Raw genomic sequence first — 16750 nt, forward strand, 5'->3', positions numbered from 1 at the left:
GAGGGAAGGTCCACATGATGGACGTCGTGGCGTGAGCTTTGGGCTGTGCCGCCAGTCTGTTGCCATGATGCCCGCCATGCAAGCGCTTCTACCCTTGGAAGGCGCTTTCGCGACCCCGTTGGCAGGCCTCGGCTTTTGTGCGAGGGAAGGGCGGGACCACCGGGAAGATGCGATGACACCAGCCGAGCCGCCGCCCCCTGCCGCTGCGATTCCGGCGGAATTTGACGATGCGGTGGTCTGGGCCGCCTGGCTCTACTACGAGGACCAACTGACGCAGGGCGAGATCGCCAGGATCCTCGGCGTGTCGCGGGCGAGCATCGTAAACTACCTGCAGGAGGCGCGCCGGCGCGGGGTGGTGCGCGTCCTGATGAATGCCGAGGTGCTGGCCCGGACCACCATCGCCCGCGATCTGGCCGCGAAGTTCGGGCTGCGCGAGGCGCTGGTGATTCCGCGCGGCGAGGCGGCGGGGAGTGCCGCGCTGTTGCCGATGCTGGGGGCCGCCGGGGCGCGACTACTGGAGCGGATGATCCGCCCGGGGCAGACGATCTGCGTCTCCTGGGGGCGGACGGTGCTGGCGATCGCCGATGCCATCGCCCTGCCCCGCCCGGTCGAGGGGCTGAGCGTGGTGCAGGTGACGGGCTCTTCCATCGGGAAGGCCGAGTTCTCGGCCGAGCTTTGCACCTCGATCCTCGCGCGCAATCTGGGGGCGGTCAGCGTCAACATGCTGTCGCCCGCCGTGCTGACCACCGCGGCGCTGCGCGATGCGCTGATGCAGGAGCCGGTGCTGCGGCGCCAGTTCGGGCTGATCGCGGGGGCCGACATGATCGTCTTCGGCGTGGGCTCGCTGGAGGCGGACAGCACCATGCGCTTTGCCGAGATCACCAGCGACGCCGAGATCGACGCCTATGCCGAGGCCGGGGCGGTCGCGGTGCTGATCTGCCGCTTTCTCGACCCCGCGGGGCGGCAGGTGGCGCGGGACTTCGACCGGCGGATGATCGGCATCGAGCTGGAGGAGCTGCGCGCCGTGCCGCAGCGGATCTGCGTCGCGGGCGGGCTCCCCAAGGTGGAGGCGATCCGGGCGACGCTGCGCGGCGGCTTCGCCACGCATCTGGTCACCGACATGGAGGTGGCCGAGCGGCTTCTGGCGGAGTGAGCCTCAGCCGTTGGTCGGCGTGGTGTTCATGAAGGCCAGCGTGTCCTCGAAGGAGCGGATGCCGGCATCGGAGCCGAGCCCGGTCGCCACCAGCGCCGCCGAGGCCTGCGCGAAGTTCAGCGCGGTCACGAGATCCATCCGGTGATGCAGCGCGGTGATGAAGCCCGCGTCGAAGGCATCGCCGCAGCCGGTGGTGTCGACCACCTCGATTTGGAACGAGGGCTGGCGCAGCACTTGCCCGCCCGCATCCATGAAGCAGACCCCCTCGCCGCCCAGCGTGAAGACGCAATGCTTCACCCCGCGATCGAGGAAGAACCGCCCCGCCGCCTCGACCTCCTGCGCGCCGGAGATCTGGCGGGCCTCCTCGATCGAGGGCATGAAATAGTCGATATGCGGCAAGAGCGGCGCGATCAGGTCGAGCGTGCCGTCGTTGGCGCCGAGAAGGTCGAAGGTCACCGTGCGCCCGCGCCGCTTGGCCTCGGACAGCAGTCGCGCACTCGGCGCGCCGTCGAGTCTGGCGAGCAGACCCGTGCCGCCGAGATGCACGATCGGCGGCGCGAGAACGGCGTCGAGCGCTGCCTCGGGCACGTCGAAATGGTCGGAGGCGCCGCGCGCATGCAGGGCGGGACGCTCGCCGTTGCGGCGGATGTTGAGGATGCTGGCCGAGGTCGGCACGCCGGGCAGGCGCTGCATCTGCGTGGTGTCGACGCCATAGCGCGCCAAGGTCGCCAGCACGAAATCGGCCTTCTCATCCTCGCCCACCGCGCCGACGGCAAGGCAGTTCAGCCCGAGCTTGGCCAGATCGACCACCGTGCCCCCGGCGGTGCCCGCGACGGTCAGGCGGATCTCGTCAATGAAATCCACGCTGCCGCCAGCCGGGATGGCATCGACCGGGCGGCCCAGCACATCGAGGATGTAGAGCCCGATCACCGAGACATCATGCGCCATATTGGGTGCTCCCTGAAAGTGACCGCGGCGGATCAGCCGCGGTTGCGCAATGCAAAGATGGTGCCGGCCAGCAGGATGAAGGCACCGACGATCGCGAGCTGTAGCGTGCTGGGAATGCCGACGAAGATCAGCACGTTGCTGACCAGCGTGATCAGGAGCACGCCGAGCAGCGTGCCGATCACGCTGCCCGAGCCGCCGGTGATCCGCGCGCCGCCCAGAACCACGGCGGCGATGATCTCGAGCTCCATCCCCGCGAGGTCGAAGGGGTTGGCGAGCCGCGCGCTCGACACATGCACGACCCCGGCGATCCCGGCCAGCAGACCGGCGTAGGCGAAGACGAAGATGCGGATGCGGAAGAAGTTGAAGCCGAGCCGCTCGGCGATGGCGGGATTGCCGCCCGCGGCGAAGATCGCCCGGCCCATCAGCGTGCGCTCGAGGATGAACCATGTCACCAGCGCGGCGGCGAGCAGCACCAGAACGGTGGCGGGCAGGATCGAGACCACGCCGGTCGAGGAGACATGGGTGTAGAGCGCGGCCTTGCCGAAGCTGTCCATCGACAGGGGAATGTTCATGAACAGCGCCGTGCCGACGAAGGTCAGAAGGAAGCTGCGGATGATGTATTGCGTGCCGATGGTGACGATCAGCGACGGCGCCTGCAGCTTCTGCACCAGAAAGCCGTTCACCGCGCCGAAGGCCGCGCCGCCGAGGGCTGCCAGAAGCACGATCAGCAGCATTGGCATGCCGGGGAAGACGTTGGTGACGAGCATGGTCAGCGCATACATCACGAAGGCGGCGATGGCGGTGAAGGACACGTCGATCCCGCCCGCGGCCAGCACCACCAGCACGCCCATCGCGAAGAGCCCGCGCACGACCGAGGCGCGGAGGACGTCGAAGAGGTTGCTCATCTGCAGGAAGTCGGGGTTGGCCGCGATCACCACGAGGCAGGTGAGCAGCACCAGCGCGAGGGTGAAGAGCTCGGGCCGCTGCCCCATCAGCGCCCAGGCCCGGGCGCCGAGGCCCGGACGGGCGGGAACGGTTGCGGGATGGGTCATTGCGCGACCTCCTCTGCGGCGGCGCCGGTGCCTGCCATCGTCTGATAGATGCTGTCCTCGTCCACCGTCTCGGCGTCGTAGGTAGCGACGATGCCGCCCTGCCGCATCACGAGGATGCGGTCGCAGTTCTGCAGCAGCTCGGGCAGGTCGTCGCTGATGATCAGCACGGCCATGCCCTCGTCGGCGAGGCGCTGGATGATGCGGAAGATCGTGTCCTTGGAGCCGACGTCGACGCCCACCGTCGGGCCGTGCAGCACCAGGAGCCGGGGGTTGATGGTCAGCCAGCGGCCGATCAGCACGCGCTGCTGGTTGCCGCCCGACAGCGACTGCACCGGCACGGTGACATCGGGGGCCACCACCTGCAAATCGGCCACGCTCTGCTCGGCGAGACGCCGGGCCTTGCCGGTGCTGATGACGCCGAAGGCGTTGCGCAGCCGGTCGAGCACCGGCAGGGTGATGTTGTCCTGAATGGGCTTCTCGAGAAACAGCCCCTCGGTCAGCCGGTCCTCGGGGACATAGCCGATACCATGGGCAATGGCCTCGGCGGGGGTGCGGGGGGCGATGGTCTTGCCATCGAGGGTGATGGTGCCGGCAGTGGCGGGCGCGACACCCGCGAGTGCCAGCGCCACCTCGTTGCGACCGGAATCGAGCAGCCCCGTCAACCCGAGGATCTCGCCGCGGCGCAGGGTGAAGGAGAGGTCGCGGAAGGCGCTGCCGCTGGCGAGGCGCTCGACCTTCAGCAGTTCCGCGCCGGGATTGGGCTCGGTGCGGTAGCGCGCCTCGGAGATCTCGCGCCCGGTCATCCAATGGCTGAACTCGGCCTTGCTGTGGGTGGCCACGTCGAGCTCGGCGACCTTCTGGCCGTCGCGCATGATGATCGCGCGCCCGCCGAGCGATTTGCACTCCTCCAGCTTGTGCGTGACGAACAGGACGGCCACGCCCTTGGCCTGCAGCTTGCGCACCACGGCGAGCAGGTTGTCCACCTCCTGCCGGGTGAGCGAGGTTGTCGGCTCGTCCATGATCACGAGCCGCGCGTCGGAGGCGATGGCGCGGGAGATGGCGACAAGCTGGCGGGTGGCCAGCGGCAGCGTATCGACGCGGCGGCGCAAGAAGGGGCGGTCTGCGGGCAGATGCACCTCGGCCAGCGCCCGGGCGGCGGTGTCGTAGAGCCCGGCCACGTCGAGCCTGCGCGCGAGACGCCCCTCGCTTTCGACGAGCTGGCCGGTGAGGGCGATGTTCTCGGCGACCGAGAGATTGGGCAGGAGCGAGAGATCCTGGTAGACCGTCTCGATCCCCGCGCGCAGCGCACCGATCGCGCCGAGATCGCCCGCGGTCGTGCCGACCGGAGCGCCGTCGATGACGATCTGGCCCGCGTCGGCCATCTGCGCGCCGGAGATGATCTTGATCAGCGTGCTCTTGCCGCAGCCGTTCTCGCCCATCAGGTGATAGACCTCGCCCGCTTCGATCACGAGGCTCACATCCTTCAGGGCGCGGACGCCGCCGAAGGATTTGCGCACGTTCCTCACCTCGAGGAAGGGCGGCTTGGAAGGGGGCGGCGAAAGGGGCTGCATCGCAGTCTCCTGAACTTGCATCGGTCGGGACCGCGGCAGGTGCCGCGATCCCGGAAGGTCAGACGATCCGGGGCAGGATCAGAACGGGTAGTCCTTGTAGGTGGACTTGTCGACATCGACCCAGGCCTGGCCCTGGATGATGATGCCCTCGCCCGCACCCGGGGTGACGGTGATCTTGTCGTAGCCCGGCACGCCGAGATCCATGCCGTCGGTGATCTCCTCGCCCTTCAGCACCATGTCGGCCACGCGGTTCATGACGTAGCCGGCATCCTTCGGATCCCAGAAGAAGATCTCGTCCACAGCGCCGGTCTCGAGATAGGGGCCGGTGTCCTTCGGCAGGCCCAGACCGTAGACGCAGGTCTTGTCCTGCACACCGGCCTCTTCCACCGCGCGGCCGATGCCGATCACGTCGATGGCCGAGGAGCCCTGGAAGCCCTTGATGTCCGGGTAGCGGCGCAGGATTTCCTTGGCCTTCTCGTAGGCGCGGTTGGCGTCGTTGAAGGACTCGTTCTTCTCGGCGACCAGTTCCATCTCGGCAAACTGCTTGGCGTTCTCGGCGCCGGCATCGACCCACTGGTTGTGGGTGAGGCTGCCCAGCGAGCCGACGAAGCTCGTCCACTTGCCGGACTGGCCCATGCACTCGGCCATCTTCTGGTTGATGCGCTGGCCGAAGGCGGCGTTGTCGAAGGCCTCGATGTCGACTGCGGTGTTCACCACGCTGTCGCCCTCGTGGGTGATGACCTTGATCCCGCGCTGCGCCGCGCGGCGCAGCACGCCTTCCAGCGCCGAGGGGTCCATCGGCACGACGGCGATGGCCGAGACGTTCTTGGCCACGAGGTCTTCGATGATGCGGGTCTGCTGCGCGGCATCGGCCTTGGCCGGGCCGATCTGGCTGGCGTCGACATCGTCATGCTCGGCGTTGTAGGCGTCCACGCCTTCGTTCATGCGGATGAACCAGTTCTCGCCCGTCACCTTCACGACGGTCACGATCGAGGGCTTGTCCTGTGCGAAGGCACCTCCCGCCGCAAGGGCACCGGCAAACATCGCGCCGCCGGCAAGTCTGGAAATCGCACTCATGTTATCCTCCTAGATGATGAGAGCTTGGATGGTCTGTCCGCCCCGCCGCGTCGCGACGGATCGCAGGGCTACCGCCTTGGCCGGAGCCAGAGGCCGGGATCGAACCGCGCCGAGGCGAGAAGCGCGAGCAGAAGCACCCCCCAGGCCAGATCGCGGAAGAAATTCGAGATGTTGAGGAAGTTGAAGAGGCTCGACAGGATCTGCAGCGCCGTCGCGGCCAGAAGCACGCAGATCACCTTGCCGTAGCCGCCCTCGGGCTTCACCCCGCCGAGCACGGCGATGAGGATGGCGATCAGCACGTAGGAGCCGCCGTAATCCCATTTCACCGAGGCGTTGCGCGCGGCGATCACGATCCCCGCCACCGAGGCGAGAAGCCCCGCGAGCGTGTAGGTGATCATCAGCATCCGGGTTTCCGAGATGCCGCCGTAGCGGGCGGCCTTGGCATTGCTGCCCATGAGGCGCAGCCGGACGCCGAAGGGGGTGTAGGCCAGCACGAAGGCCAGGGCTGCGGCGATGGCAAGGAAGAGCGCGAAGTTCATCGGCACGCCCATCACCGGCATGTTGCCGAAATCGTCGAGCGGCGGGATGTAGCCCATGCCGACGGCGGAACCGTTGGTGAGGAACACCGCGACGCCGGTGAAGAGCAGCTGCGTGCCCAGCGTGGCGATCAGCGGCGTGAGCCGGGCATAGGCGATCATCAGCCCGTTGATGATGCCGCCGACGAGCCCGACCAACAGCGCCAGACCCGCGAAGGTCCAGGCGAAGAGGAGCGGCGCGTCCTCGGGGGCGATGATGTTGCGCGCGGTGAGGAAGGCCACGATGCCCGCAAGATTGGCCAGCGCGATCCCCGAGAGGTCGATCCCGCCATTGCCCGAGATCATCGCCAGCATCACGCCGAGCGCCAGCAGCCCCAGTTCGGGCACCTGCGAGGCCATGGATTGCAGGTTGTAGCTGTCCATGAAGCTGTCGCTGGCCAGCATCGCGCCTGCGCCCAGAACGGCGATATTGATCGCGGCCAGAAACACTGTCTGGCGGTCCACCCCGAAACTCACGTCTTGTCCCTCCTCGCGGCGCCGAGGCGCCCTCGCATGGCGGCAGCCTCGCGCGATCCGCGGGCTCCGGCCTCCCGCCAGCCGCGTCTGACATTTGTCAAAGCGGCGTGACGAGTGTCAACAGGTTTCTCCGTGCCGCGCATTAGCCCTGCTCCACCGTCAGGGCCGGCGAGCGGCAGGGGTGATCGAGCAGCGTGGCGAGCTCGTCGTCGAGATGCAGCAACGTCACCGACACGCCCGCCATGTCGAGCGACGTGTAATAGGGGCCGACGAGGCTGTGATGCACCACGAGGCCGCGCGCCTTCAGCCGCTGGCGGATGCGGCGGTGGACGATGTAGAGCTCCATCGCCGGCGTACCGCCGAGCGAGTTCACCAGCACCGCCACCCGGTCGCCCTTGGCGGGCTGCATCTCGGCCAGGATGCGGTCGAGCAGCAGGTCGGCGCAGGCATCGGCGGAGGCCACTGCCTGACGCACCACCCCGGGCTCGCCATGCACGCCGACGCCGATCTCCATGTCGTCGGGCCCGAGCTCGAAGCTGGGGCGGCGGGTTTCCAAGAGGCTGCCGGGCTCCAGCGCGAGACCCATAGTATAGGTGCGCAGCGCGGCACGGCGGGCGATGGCCTCGCAGGCGTCGAGCGGCAGCATGCGGTCGGCGGCGGCGCCGGCGATCTTGAAGACGAAAACATTGCCCGCCACGCCACGCCGCGCTGCGCGCGATTCCAGCGGCGAGGAGGCTATGTCATCGGTGGTGACGACGGTGCGCACGCGGAGGCCGTCGGCCTCGGCAAGCTCCGCGGCCATGCCGAAGTTCATCACGTCGCCGGAGAAGTTGCCGTAGATATAGAGGATGCCGGCCCCGCCATCCGCCGCCTGCGTTGCAGCGAGGATGGGCCCCGGCGGCGGGGCTGCGAAGATGTTGCCGACGGCGGCCGCATCCGCGAGCCCGCGCCCGACATAGCCCCAGAAGCCGGGTTCGTGCCCGGCGCCGCCGCCGATGACGATGCCTACCTTGCCGAGCCGCGGGCCCTCCAGCGAGACGATGGCCCGCGGGGCGCCGGGAACGGCGGCGATGAGGTGCTCATGTGCGAAAACTGCACCTTTCAGCGCCTCATCGACCGCATCCTGCGGTGCGTTTATCAGCTTTTTGACATGGCTGCGTGCCGTCGCCACCTGCGGCGGGGCCGCTGCGGGGCGCACGCGACCGTCCTTGTAGCCCTCGGCCGTAAGGATGCCGCGCCCGGTGGCGGCGTCGGTCACCAGCACGTTGACATAGCCGCCGCGCAGGGCCGCGAGGATGGCCGAGACCTTGTCCATCCCGCCCGCCGCGGCTATGCGCTGCGGGATCCGGCGCAGGGCCTCGAGGTCGATGCCGATGGTACGGTCGTTCACCGGGCCCATCACCGGCTCGCCCCGCGCCGAGATGAACCGCCCGACGATGCTGCCGACGGCCTCATGGTAATGCGAGTGCTGGGCAATGCCGTCGAGAAAGCCGCTGCTGTGGATCGTGCTTTCCGGGCGCAGCGAGGAGATGCCCATGACGATGCGGTCGGCCTCGGCCAGCACGGCGAGCTGCTCGGCCAGCACCGGCTCCTGCATGAGAAGGGCGCGCATCTCGGCGGTGGAGACGATGGCAGGGGCCGAGATCGGGATGCAGCGCGCGGCGAGGGCTTCGGCCAGACGCGAGGCGCAGGCTTCGGGCGTCCACGGGATCTTGGCGGTGGTGCCGCCGGTCGCCTGCACCACGCGCACATCCTGCAGGCCGGGATGGTCCAGCGCCTCGGCCAGCGCGAGCACGGTCCGGCCCCAGGTCACCGCGAGCGTATCCCCGGACTGGACGTAGCGGGTCAGCGCCTGCGCCGCCGCCTCGCCCAGCCGCGAGATCAGCGGGCGGTCGGCGCCCTCGCTCGGGATCACCAGACAGTCCTGCAGGCCGAAATGGTCCTTCAGCGCCTGAGCGACGGAGAGGGTGCGGAATTTTTCGGGCGAGATGGCGATGTTGACGATGCCGCGGGTCCGGGCATCGGCGAGATAGGTGTTCACCGAGGCGCGGGAGAGGCCCATCTTTTCGGCGATGTCGCCCTGGGTCAGGCCCTCTTCGTAATAGAGCCAGGCCGCCCAGAGCAGCGGGTCGTCACCGAAGCGCAGGGGCATGTCGGCATCGCTGCGGGTTTGGCCCCCGCGCACAGGCAGACGCGGCGCCATCAGGCGGCCCCCCGTGCCAGATGCTCGGCCAGCCCGTCATGCAGGGCCGCGATGATCAGCGTGGCCGAGACAGCGCCGGGGTCGAGATGGCCCAGAGTCCGCTCGCCCAGACGGGCGGCGCGACCGACGGCGGCGATCATGGCGCGAGTGGCGTCGCGGCCTTCCTCGGCGGCGCGCAGGGCGGCTGCCATGGTGGGGAGCGGGCCCTCTCCGGCGGCGCGGGATTTTTCGACGGCGCGGGCGGCGGGGCCCCAGACATCCATCATGGTCTTGTCGCCCGCCTGGGCCTTGCCGCGCTCGGCGATGCCTTCGGCGAAGGCGGCGACGATCAGCGGCAGGTCCTCTGCCGCAAGAGTGGTCTGGCCGTGGAAGCGCTGGCCCGCGCGCAGGAAGGCGCTGGCATAGAGGGGGCCGGTGGTGGCGCCGACCGCATCGAGGAAGGCGCGCGCGGCGATGGGGAAGAGATCGCCCGCCGCCGTACCGCGCCCGGCGGCCTCGGCGGTCTCGCGGACCACGGCGGCGAAACCCTCGGCCATCGAGGTGCCATGGTCGGAGTCGCCGATGGCGCCATCCAGCGTGCCCAGATCGGCGCGCGCCCCGGCGACGCGCGCGGCGACCACCCTGAGGAGGGCCACGACCTGATCTGCGCTGAAGGGCTGCATTGCGGCGATCCTGACCTGTCTCAGCCGAGCCTGCGGCTGACCGAACCCGCCAGCGTGGTCAGGATCAGGCAACAGGATGTCGCGCCCGCATCGAGCACCCCGCGGGAGCGCTCGCCGAGACGGCTGGCGCGGCCGATCTTGGCCACCAGATCCACCGTGCTGTCGCGCCCGGCCTCCGCCGCCGCGGCCATCGCGGGCAGCGCTTCGGCGAAGCCCTTGTCGGCACTGGCACGGAAGGCAGCGACGGCAGGCACCAGCGTGTCCATCAGCGTCTTGTCCCCGACCGATGCGCCGCCCACGCCCTGCACCCCGTCGAGCCCGGCCTGCAGCATGGTGCCGAAGGTCTCGGCATCGATCTGTGCCTTGCCGGCGATGGCCCCGGCCATGTCCTCGAACATCAGCCCGTAGAGCGGCCCCATCGAGCCGCCGATCTCGCCCATCAGCACTTCGGACAGCACCATCATCGCCTGATCGAGCGTCAGCTCCTGCCCGTGGATGCGCTCGGCGGCGCGGCCGAAGCCCTTGGCCATGTTGATGCCGTGGTCGCCGTCGCCGATCTTGCCGTCGATTTCCGAGAGATAGGCCTTGTTGGCGACGATGACCTCGGCCAGCTCCTCGACGATCGGCCCCTGCCCTGCGTTTGCGATGCTTGTCATGCTGTCCTCACTGGGCATTGGTGACGGAAAGGCCCGGCGAGGCCGCGTCGTGGTCGAGCAGCGCCTTCAACTCGTCGTCGAGCGCCATAACCGTCAGGGTCGCGCCGACCATGTCGAGCGAGGTGAAATAGTTGCCGACCAGCGGTTTGTGGACGGTCATGCCCATGGCCTCGAGCCCGCGCTCGATGCGGTCGTAGAGCACGTAGAGCTCGTTCACCGGGGTGGCGCCGAGGCCGGAGACCAGCACTGCAAGCTCGCTGCCCTTGGGCAGGGCGTGGTCGTCCATGACGATGCGCAGCATGTCGTCGGCGACCTCGTCGGCGGTCTTCAGCGCCTCGATCCGGGTGCCGGGCTCGCCGTGGTGGCCGATGCCGACCTCCATCGTGCCGGGCTCGATCTGGAAGTTGGGATGACCGACGCCCGGCAGGGTGCAGGGGCCGAGGCCGACGCCGACCGAGCGGCAGGCGTCGATCGCCTTCTGGGCCGCGGCCTGAACCTCGGTCAGCGTGCCGCCCTGCGCGGCCTTGGCGCCGCCGATCTTCCACATGAATATCTCGCCCGCCACGCCGCGCCGCTTGGCGCGCTCGTCCAGCGGGGCCGAGCAGACATCGTCATTGGCAACGACGGTCGCCACCTCGATGCCGTCCTTGCCGATCATGCGGGCGGCCATCTTCACGTTCATGTTGTCGCCGGCATAGTTGCCGTAGAGCACGGCGACCCCCGCCCCGCCATCGGCGGCGCGGATAGCATCGGCAAAGCTCTTGGCCGTCGGTGAGGAGAAGAGCTCGCCCACGGCGACCGCATCGACCATGTTGCGGCCGCAATAGCCGATGAAGGCAGGCTCGTGGCCCGAGCCGCCGCCGGTGACGATGCCGACGCGACCGGGACGCGGGGCGGAGGTCGAGACGATGACGCGGGGGTTGGCCGGGTCGAGCCGCACCAGATCGCGGTGCGCCCTGACGAAGCCGGCCACGGTCTCGTCCACCAGATCGTCGGGATCGTTGATGAATCTCTGCATCTCGTCTCTCGTCTCCTGCGCCGCCCTGCAAGGTCGGGCCTGCGCCCGCCCTGACGGCGTCATTACCCCGCATCCGCCCCGGCGGACCGTCGTTCCACATCGCTCCCCGACAGGCAGACACCAAGGCGAGCGCGCGCGGGCCGAAGGCCCTGCGCCGCATCCTGCTCCGGTGTCGAAGACCCTCCCGGTCTGCGCGGCTCGTATCGACAATATTCGCCACGCGATGACTTGTGTAAGTTACCCGGGATTCGTCAGATGTCAATTGCCATCTGAACTCTGTAATCAGGCTTCCGATACAGTTTCTGCGAACCGGATCGCGCGTGGTGCGTTACCCCTCCTCAGACCAAGCCCGGAGGCATGAGCATGACCGACATCAGCGATCTTCCCGAGGAATCCGGACCGGCTGGCGGCTGGGGATCGGTCAAGGGCATGGCCCGCATCTTCGGAGAAAGCTGGGCCTCGCCCGGGGCGCTCGACACGCTGCGGCGGCAGAACAAGCCCGGCGGCTTCATGTGCGCCTCCTGCGCCTGGCCGAAGCCCGCGAATTACCACCCGTTCGAGTTCTGCGAGAATGGCGCCAAGGCGACGATGTGGGATCAGACGATCTCGCGCTGCACGCCCGCCTTCTGGGACGATCATACGGTGTCGGAGCTGCGGAACTGGTCGGATCACGATCTGGAATCGACCGGGCGGCTGACAGCCCCGCTGCGCTATGATGCGGCGCGCGACCGCTACGTCGAGACCGGTTGGGACGAGGCCTTTGCCGGCATCGCCGAGAGCCTGCGCGGGCTCGAGCCCGATGAGGCGGTGTTCTACGCCTCGGGGCATGCCGGGCTCGAGGCCTCCTACCTCTACGGCGTTCTGGCGCGGCTCTATGGCACCAACAACCTGCCGCAAAGCTCCAACATGTGCCACGAGACCACCTCGGTCGGGCTGAAGAAGGTGATCGGCTCCTCGGTCGGCACGGTGATCTGGGAGGATCTGGAGGCGACGGACTGCTTCTTCTTCTTCGGCCAGAACCCCGGCTCCAACTCGCCGCGCTTCCTGCATCCCTTGAAGGAGGCCAAAGACCGCGGCGCGAAGATCGTCACCTTCAACCCGGTGCGCGAGCAGGGGCTGGTGTCCTTCGTCAACCCGCAGAACCTGTCGGACATGGTCACCGGGCGCGAGACGATCATCTCCGACCAGTATCACCAGCTGAAGGCAGGGGGCGACATCGCGGCGATCCTCGGGCTTTGCAAGGTGGTGATCGAGGCCGACGACCGCGCACAGGCCGAGGGCCTGCCGCGGGTGCTGGATGTCGAGTTCATCGCAGAGCACACGACCGGGATGGACGCGTTCATCGCCCACGCCCGCTCGGTGCCGTGGCCGGAGATCGAGGCGGCCTGCGGGCTGACCGAGGCGGCGCTGCGCGCGTCGGGCCAGATCTATGTCGAGGCCGAGCGGGTGATCGGTGTCTATGGCATGGGCCTGACCCAGCACACGCACGGCTCGCTCAACATCGCCATGCTGGTCAACCTGCTGCTGCTGCGCGGCAACATCGGCCGGCTTGGCGCGGGCTGCTGCCCGGTGCGCGGCCATTCCAACGTGCAGGGCCAGCGCACCGTGGGGATCGCCGAGAAGACGAGCCTCATTCCGATGGACAAGCTGCGTGCGCTCTATGATTTCGAGCCGCCGCAGGAGGACGGGATGAACATCGTCGAGGCGGTCGAGGGGCTGTTTGAGGGCAAGGTGAAGGCCTTCCTCTGCCTCGGCGGCAACCTTTTGCGCGCCGTGCCGGATCAGGAGCGGATGGAGGAGGCCTGGCCGAAGCAGGATCTGACGGTGATGATCTCGACCAAGCTGAACCGCAGCCACCTCTTTCCCGGCAAGGCCGCCTATATCCTGCCCTGCCTCAGCCGCGCCGAGCGCGACCAGCAGGCGGGTGGCGAGCAGGCGGTGACGATCGAGGACAGCTTCTCGATGATCCACGGCTCGCTCGGGCGGCGCAAACCGGCATCGGAGCAGCTGAAGAGCGAGCTTGCCATCGTGACCGGCATCGCCGCGGCGCTGATCCCGCCGCATCCGAAGCTGGACTGGGCGGGGTGGACCGCCGACTACGGGCGGGTGCGCGACCTGATCGAGGCGAACTACCCCAAGGATTTCATGGGCTTCAACGAGCGCATGTTCCAGCCGGGCGGCTTCTATCGCGGCATCCCGGCGCATGACCGGATCTGGGAGACCGAAAGCGGCAAGGCCGAGGTGACGACACCGGACCGGCTGACCTCGCTCGGCTACGAGGACCGGGCGGGGCGCTACAGCCTTCTGACGCTGCGCTCCAACGACCAGTTCAACACGACGATCTACGGCTATTCCGATCGCTTCCGCGGCATCGAGGGCACGCGCGACGTGCTGCTGATGAACGCGGAGGACATGGCTGCGATCGGTTTTGCCAAGGGCGATATGGTGGCTCTGGTCACCGACACCGAGGATGGCCATGTCCGGCGGCTCGGGGGGCTGACGCTTTTGCCCTTCGAGCTGCCGCGCGGCACCGTCGGCTCCTACTACCCCGAGTGCAACGTGCTGGTGCCGATCGATCACCACGACCAGCTCTCGAAGACCCCGGCCTACAAGTCGGTCCCTGTCCGAGTCGAGCGCGACGCGGCCTAAGGCTTCGGGCGCGCCATTCCGTCCCATGGACGCCCTCTTGCGGCAGAGCTATCGCAAGAGGGTGGGACCGGCCTCCTGCGCCGGTCGGAGCGGATGGAGGCCCGGCATGTTTCAGTTTCTCGCCCTGTCGTTCGGGGTCTCGCTGGCGCTTCTGCTGGGCGCGACCGAGTGGGAACGCCGCGCCATCGTCGCCCGCAGGCTCGGCCCGAACGGCCGGGCGATCCTCGCGGCGCTGGCGATCTCGGCGGTGGGATCGCTGGGCGTGGTGGTGACGGCGGGCGTGGCGGAGGGCTGGGTTTACCTCCTGCACCTCCTTGGCGCGTCGATCCTCTATCACGGCGTCATGGGCGTGTTTCTCGTCCATGGGCTGCAGGAGGTGTCGGCACGAACAGCGGGTTACGAGCCGAACCGGCAGTAATTCCAGACATCCCGGGCGAGCAAAGCTTCGGCGTTGCGCTGCGGCTCGCTCTCTTGGCCGCACCAAAGGTCGCACCTATGCGACAAGATGCTGGGCCTGGCGCTGCTCACGGTGCCTCGCCTCGGCGGCGACGAAAAGATCTTCCTGCTCTTGAGCAGGCGCCGCGTACCACCCGCAGCTATGACGCGACAGGAACAATAGGCAGGGCGACGCGTTCATCTGCAGTGACCATCCTGGCGAAAGGACTGTCCATGACCGCGTTGCTGATCTTCCCCTGTCTGGCCCTGCTCTGGCTGACCTTGTCCGCATGGCTCGGGCTGGTTCGCGATCAGCCGCTTCAGGTCCGCCCGCGTCGCACCGCGAGGGACGACCGCGAGACCGGCCGCCCCAGCTTTGTTTCTTACGAGCCGGTGAGGGTTTCTGCCGTCCGTCTTTCGAACAACGGGCCGAGCAAGGCCACCCGCCGGTAGAACATGACGTAGGCGACAGCCACCGCGGCCAGCCCGAGCAACACCAGACCCGAGCTGTCGCGTGTCAGCACCATCAGCCCGCAGGACATCAGCGAGAGCGACCAGAGGATGATGCTGGTCATCGGGTTGCGGAGATGCGGCAGGCCGATTTGCTGGGCCGCCCGCCGCGCCCGACTGCGGTAGACGAGGCTGTGCAGATGCAGACGGTCCGGCTTGCCCGGATTGCTGCCGTCGCGGCTGACACGGCGGATGATCGAGACCATGGTCTCGACCACCGGATAGGCAAGGGCCAGAAGCCCGATCAGCGGCGAGAGGTCGGGGTTGCGCGCGGGCAGCGCCACGGCGACCACGGCCAGCAGGAAGCCCGTGGTGTAGGCCCCCGCATCGCCGAGGAAGATGTTGGCGACGGGAAAGTTCATCAGAAAGAAGCCGAAGAGCGCGCCGATGGCCACGAGGATGCAGGCCAGAAGCGCCGTGTCACCCGACTGCGCCGCGACGATCCCGAAGCCCGAGAGCACGATGATCGCCGTGCCCGATGCCAGCCCGTTCACCCCGTCGATGATGTTGAGCGCATTGGCGATGCCGCCAATGGCGAAGGCGGTGAAGACGATGGAGAAGGCCGGGAAGGCCAGAAGCCAGTCCGCTCCGGGCACATCGACCGCCTCGATCCGGTAGCCGGTCAGTGTGCAGAACACGAGGCCCGCTCCGATAGTCGCGAAAAGCCGCGCCTTCACGCCGACCTTCTTGGTAATGTCCTCGGCCAGCCCCCAGGCGAAGGCCGGGAGGGCGGAGAGACAGATCGCCCACCAGAGGAGCTGCGCCTCCTTCGGCAGGAGCGATCCGCCCACGGCAGCGCCGACGAGGAGGGCCAGCCCTCCGATCCGCGGCGTGGGCGCCAGATGCAGCTTCTGCACGCCCTGATGGCTGTCGAGCGTCAGGTGCCCGTGATACCGCTGCGTCACCACTAGAAGGACAGCGACAAACAGGCTCGACACTGCCCCAACGAGGGCAGGCGCCAGGAACGGGCCAGTGCCGTTCGCGCTCAGAAGGTCCGGAATCATTGCAAGTGCTTTCCCCACACGTCCACGGGAGTACGACCATCGCTTCGAGCATAATATGCAAGCAACGTGACGGGCAGCCGCAGAAAATCGTAGTCCCAACTGTTAACAACAAAGCGACCCTCCCCAAAGGATCACCCGATCACTACCAACGGCGACTCGCTGTCACCGACAGGCAGACCATGAGAGAGCTCTGAAGCAACATCAACCATTCGTTATCCATTACGGACTTATTTTAAAGGGCCTGGGCAATCTGATCACAGTGAGAAAACCGCCACCCCGCCCGCCCACCGGGTGCGCCGGAAGATGATGAGGCTACGCCGACGGTTGGTTGCATATGCGTTTCAAAGGCCAAATGCAGACCTGTGTGTGTTTTTTTCACTGAACGGGCTTTGATCCGGGCAAAACGGGTGAAGACTCTTGCAGAGTCTCTCACTCAGGACAAACGGCTCACCATAAGGCTGCCCACCCGTGACGCACTGTCGCAGAAGAAAGACAGCTGTTGAAAACTCGATGCTTTTGCTCATTTCTCGCGCAGGTTGCAGACAGGTCTAGCGCCTGACTGCCTCCGCACCGCCCCTCGTTGCCCGTCCCTCCAAAGATGCTTGCCCTGCCGCCGTGACCTTTACAAAGTGCCGCTCCCTCTCCTCGCTCGTCCGTACCCATTTTGGCTCCTCCGCAACACCTTGCGCGCCTCTGCCATCGCTCATTCTCTTAAGGGTTGGTTTTTTTGCCCCCTTGGACTATCGAAACAGCGCGCAGG

General features: G+C 67.7%; 13 protein-coding genes. 3 read left to right on the forward strand and 10 right to left on the reverse strand.

The features are described from left to right. The first annotated feature begins 172 nt into the window (after nucleotides 1–172). Nucleotides 173–1153 carry a sugar-binding transcriptional regulator gene (locus AC3A5Z_RS13605; RefSeq protein ID WP_487519881.1) on the forward strand — a complete coding sequence of 327 codons (981 nt, stop codon included), beginning with the start codon at nucleotides 173–175 and terminating at the stop codon, nucleotides 1151–1153. Nucleotides 1154–1156: 3 nt separating this feature from the next. Here AC3A5Z_RS13605 and AC3A5Z_RS13610 read toward each other — a convergent pair whose 3' ends face one another. The 9 genes from AC3A5Z_RS13610 to AC3A5Z_RS13650 all read right to left on the reverse strand — a co-directional run bounded on the left by AC3A5Z_RS13610 (nucleotide 1157) and on the right by AC3A5Z_RS13650 (nucleotide 11392). Continuing rightward, a complete protein-coding gene (locus AC3A5Z_RS13610; RefSeq protein WP_487519882.1) occupies nucleotides 1157–2101 on the reverse strand; it encodes a carbohydrate kinase family protein in 945 nt (314 codons plus the stop codon). A 32-nt stretch (nucleotides 2102–2133) separates the two neighbouring features. After that, nucleotides 2134–3153 (reverse strand): ABC transporter permease, encoded by a 1020-nt coding sequence (locus AC3A5Z_RS13615; protein WP_487519883.1) that lies wholly within the window; start codon nucleotides 3151–3153, stop codon nucleotides 2134–2136. After that, nucleotides 3150–4724 carry a sugar ABC transporter ATP-binding protein gene (locus AC3A5Z_RS13620; protein ID WP_487519884.1) on the reverse strand — a complete coding sequence of 525 codons (1575 nt, stop codon included), beginning with the start codon at nucleotides 4722–4724 and terminating at the stop codon, nucleotides 3150–3152. The genes AC3A5Z_RS13615 and AC3A5Z_RS13620 overlap by 4 nt, the downstream gene beginning before the upstream one ends. Before the next feature lie 78 nt (nucleotides 4725–4802). Then, the gene (locus tag AC3A5Z_RS13625) at nucleotides 4803–5801 is read right to left on the reverse strand and encodes a substrate-binding domain-containing protein (protein ID WP_487519885.1); all 999 of its coding nucleotides are present in this window, start codon (nucleotides 5799–5801) and stop codon (nucleotides 4803–4805) included. A 68-nt stretch (nucleotides 5802–5869) separates the two neighbouring features. Next, the gene (locus AC3A5Z_RS13630) at nucleotides 5870–6853 is read right to left on the reverse strand and encodes an ABC transporter permease (protein ID WP_487519886.1); all 984 of its coding nucleotides are present in this window, start codon (nucleotides 6851–6853) and stop codon (nucleotides 5870–5872) included. Between the two features lie 142 nt (nucleotides 6854–6995). Further along, on the reverse strand, nucleotides 6996–9005 hold the full coding sequence (locus AC3A5Z_RS13635) for a bifunctional sugar-binding transcriptional regulator/dihydroxyacetone kinase subunit DhaK (RefSeq protein WP_487519887.1): 2010 nt from the start codon (nucleotides 9003–9005) through the stop codon (nucleotides 6996–6998). 50 nt (nucleotides 9006–9055) lie between these two features. Further along, nucleotides 9056–9718 (reverse strand): dihydroxyacetone kinase subunit DhaL, encoded by a 663-nt coding sequence (gene dhaL, locus AC3A5Z_RS13640; RefSeq protein WP_487519888.1) that lies wholly within the window; start codon nucleotides 9716–9718, stop codon nucleotides 9056–9058. 20 nt (nucleotides 9719–9738) lie between these two features. Continuing rightward, nucleotides 9739–10374 (reverse strand): dihydroxyacetone kinase subunit DhaL, encoded by a 636-nt coding sequence (dhaL, locus tag AC3A5Z_RS13645; RefSeq protein WP_487519889.1) that lies wholly within the window; start codon nucleotides 10372–10374, stop codon nucleotides 9739–9741. 7 nt (nucleotides 10375–10381) lie between these two features. Next, nucleotides 10382–11392, reverse strand: a complete 1011-nt coding sequence (locus AC3A5Z_RS13650; RefSeq protein WP_487519890.1) for a dihydroxyacetone kinase subunit DhaK — start codon at nucleotides 11390–11392, stop codon at nucleotides 10382–10384. A gap of 363 nt (nucleotides 11393–11755) precedes the next feature. Between AC3A5Z_RS13650 and AC3A5Z_RS13655 the strand changes: the two genes are divergently transcribed. Together AC3A5Z_RS13655 and AC3A5Z_RS13660 are read left to right on the forward strand one after the other, a co-directional pair. After that, on the forward strand, nucleotides 11756–14041 hold the full coding sequence (locus tag AC3A5Z_RS13655) for an FdhF/YdeP family oxidoreductase (protein WP_487519891.1): 2286 nt from the start codon (nucleotides 11756–11758) through the stop codon (nucleotides 14039–14041). 106 nt (nucleotides 14042–14147) lie between these two features. Continuing rightward, the gene (locus AC3A5Z_RS13660) at nucleotides 14148–14459 is read left to right on the forward strand and encodes a hypothetical protein (RefSeq protein WP_487519892.1); all 312 of its coding nucleotides are present in this window, start codon (nucleotides 14148–14150) and stop codon (nucleotides 14457–14459) included. Between the two features lie 400 nt (nucleotides 14460–14859). Here the strand turns inward: AC3A5Z_RS13660 and AC3A5Z_RS13665 are convergent, their stop codons facing one another. Next, on the reverse strand, nucleotides 14860–15990 hold the full coding sequence (locus AC3A5Z_RS13665; RefSeq protein WP_487519893.1) for an MraY family glycosyltransferase: 1131 nt from the start codon (nucleotides 15988–15990) through the stop codon (nucleotides 14860–14862). Nucleotides 15991–16750: the final 760 nt, after the last annotated feature.

It is taken from the genome of Cereibacter sp. Soil_C_27, assembly GCF_057657095.1.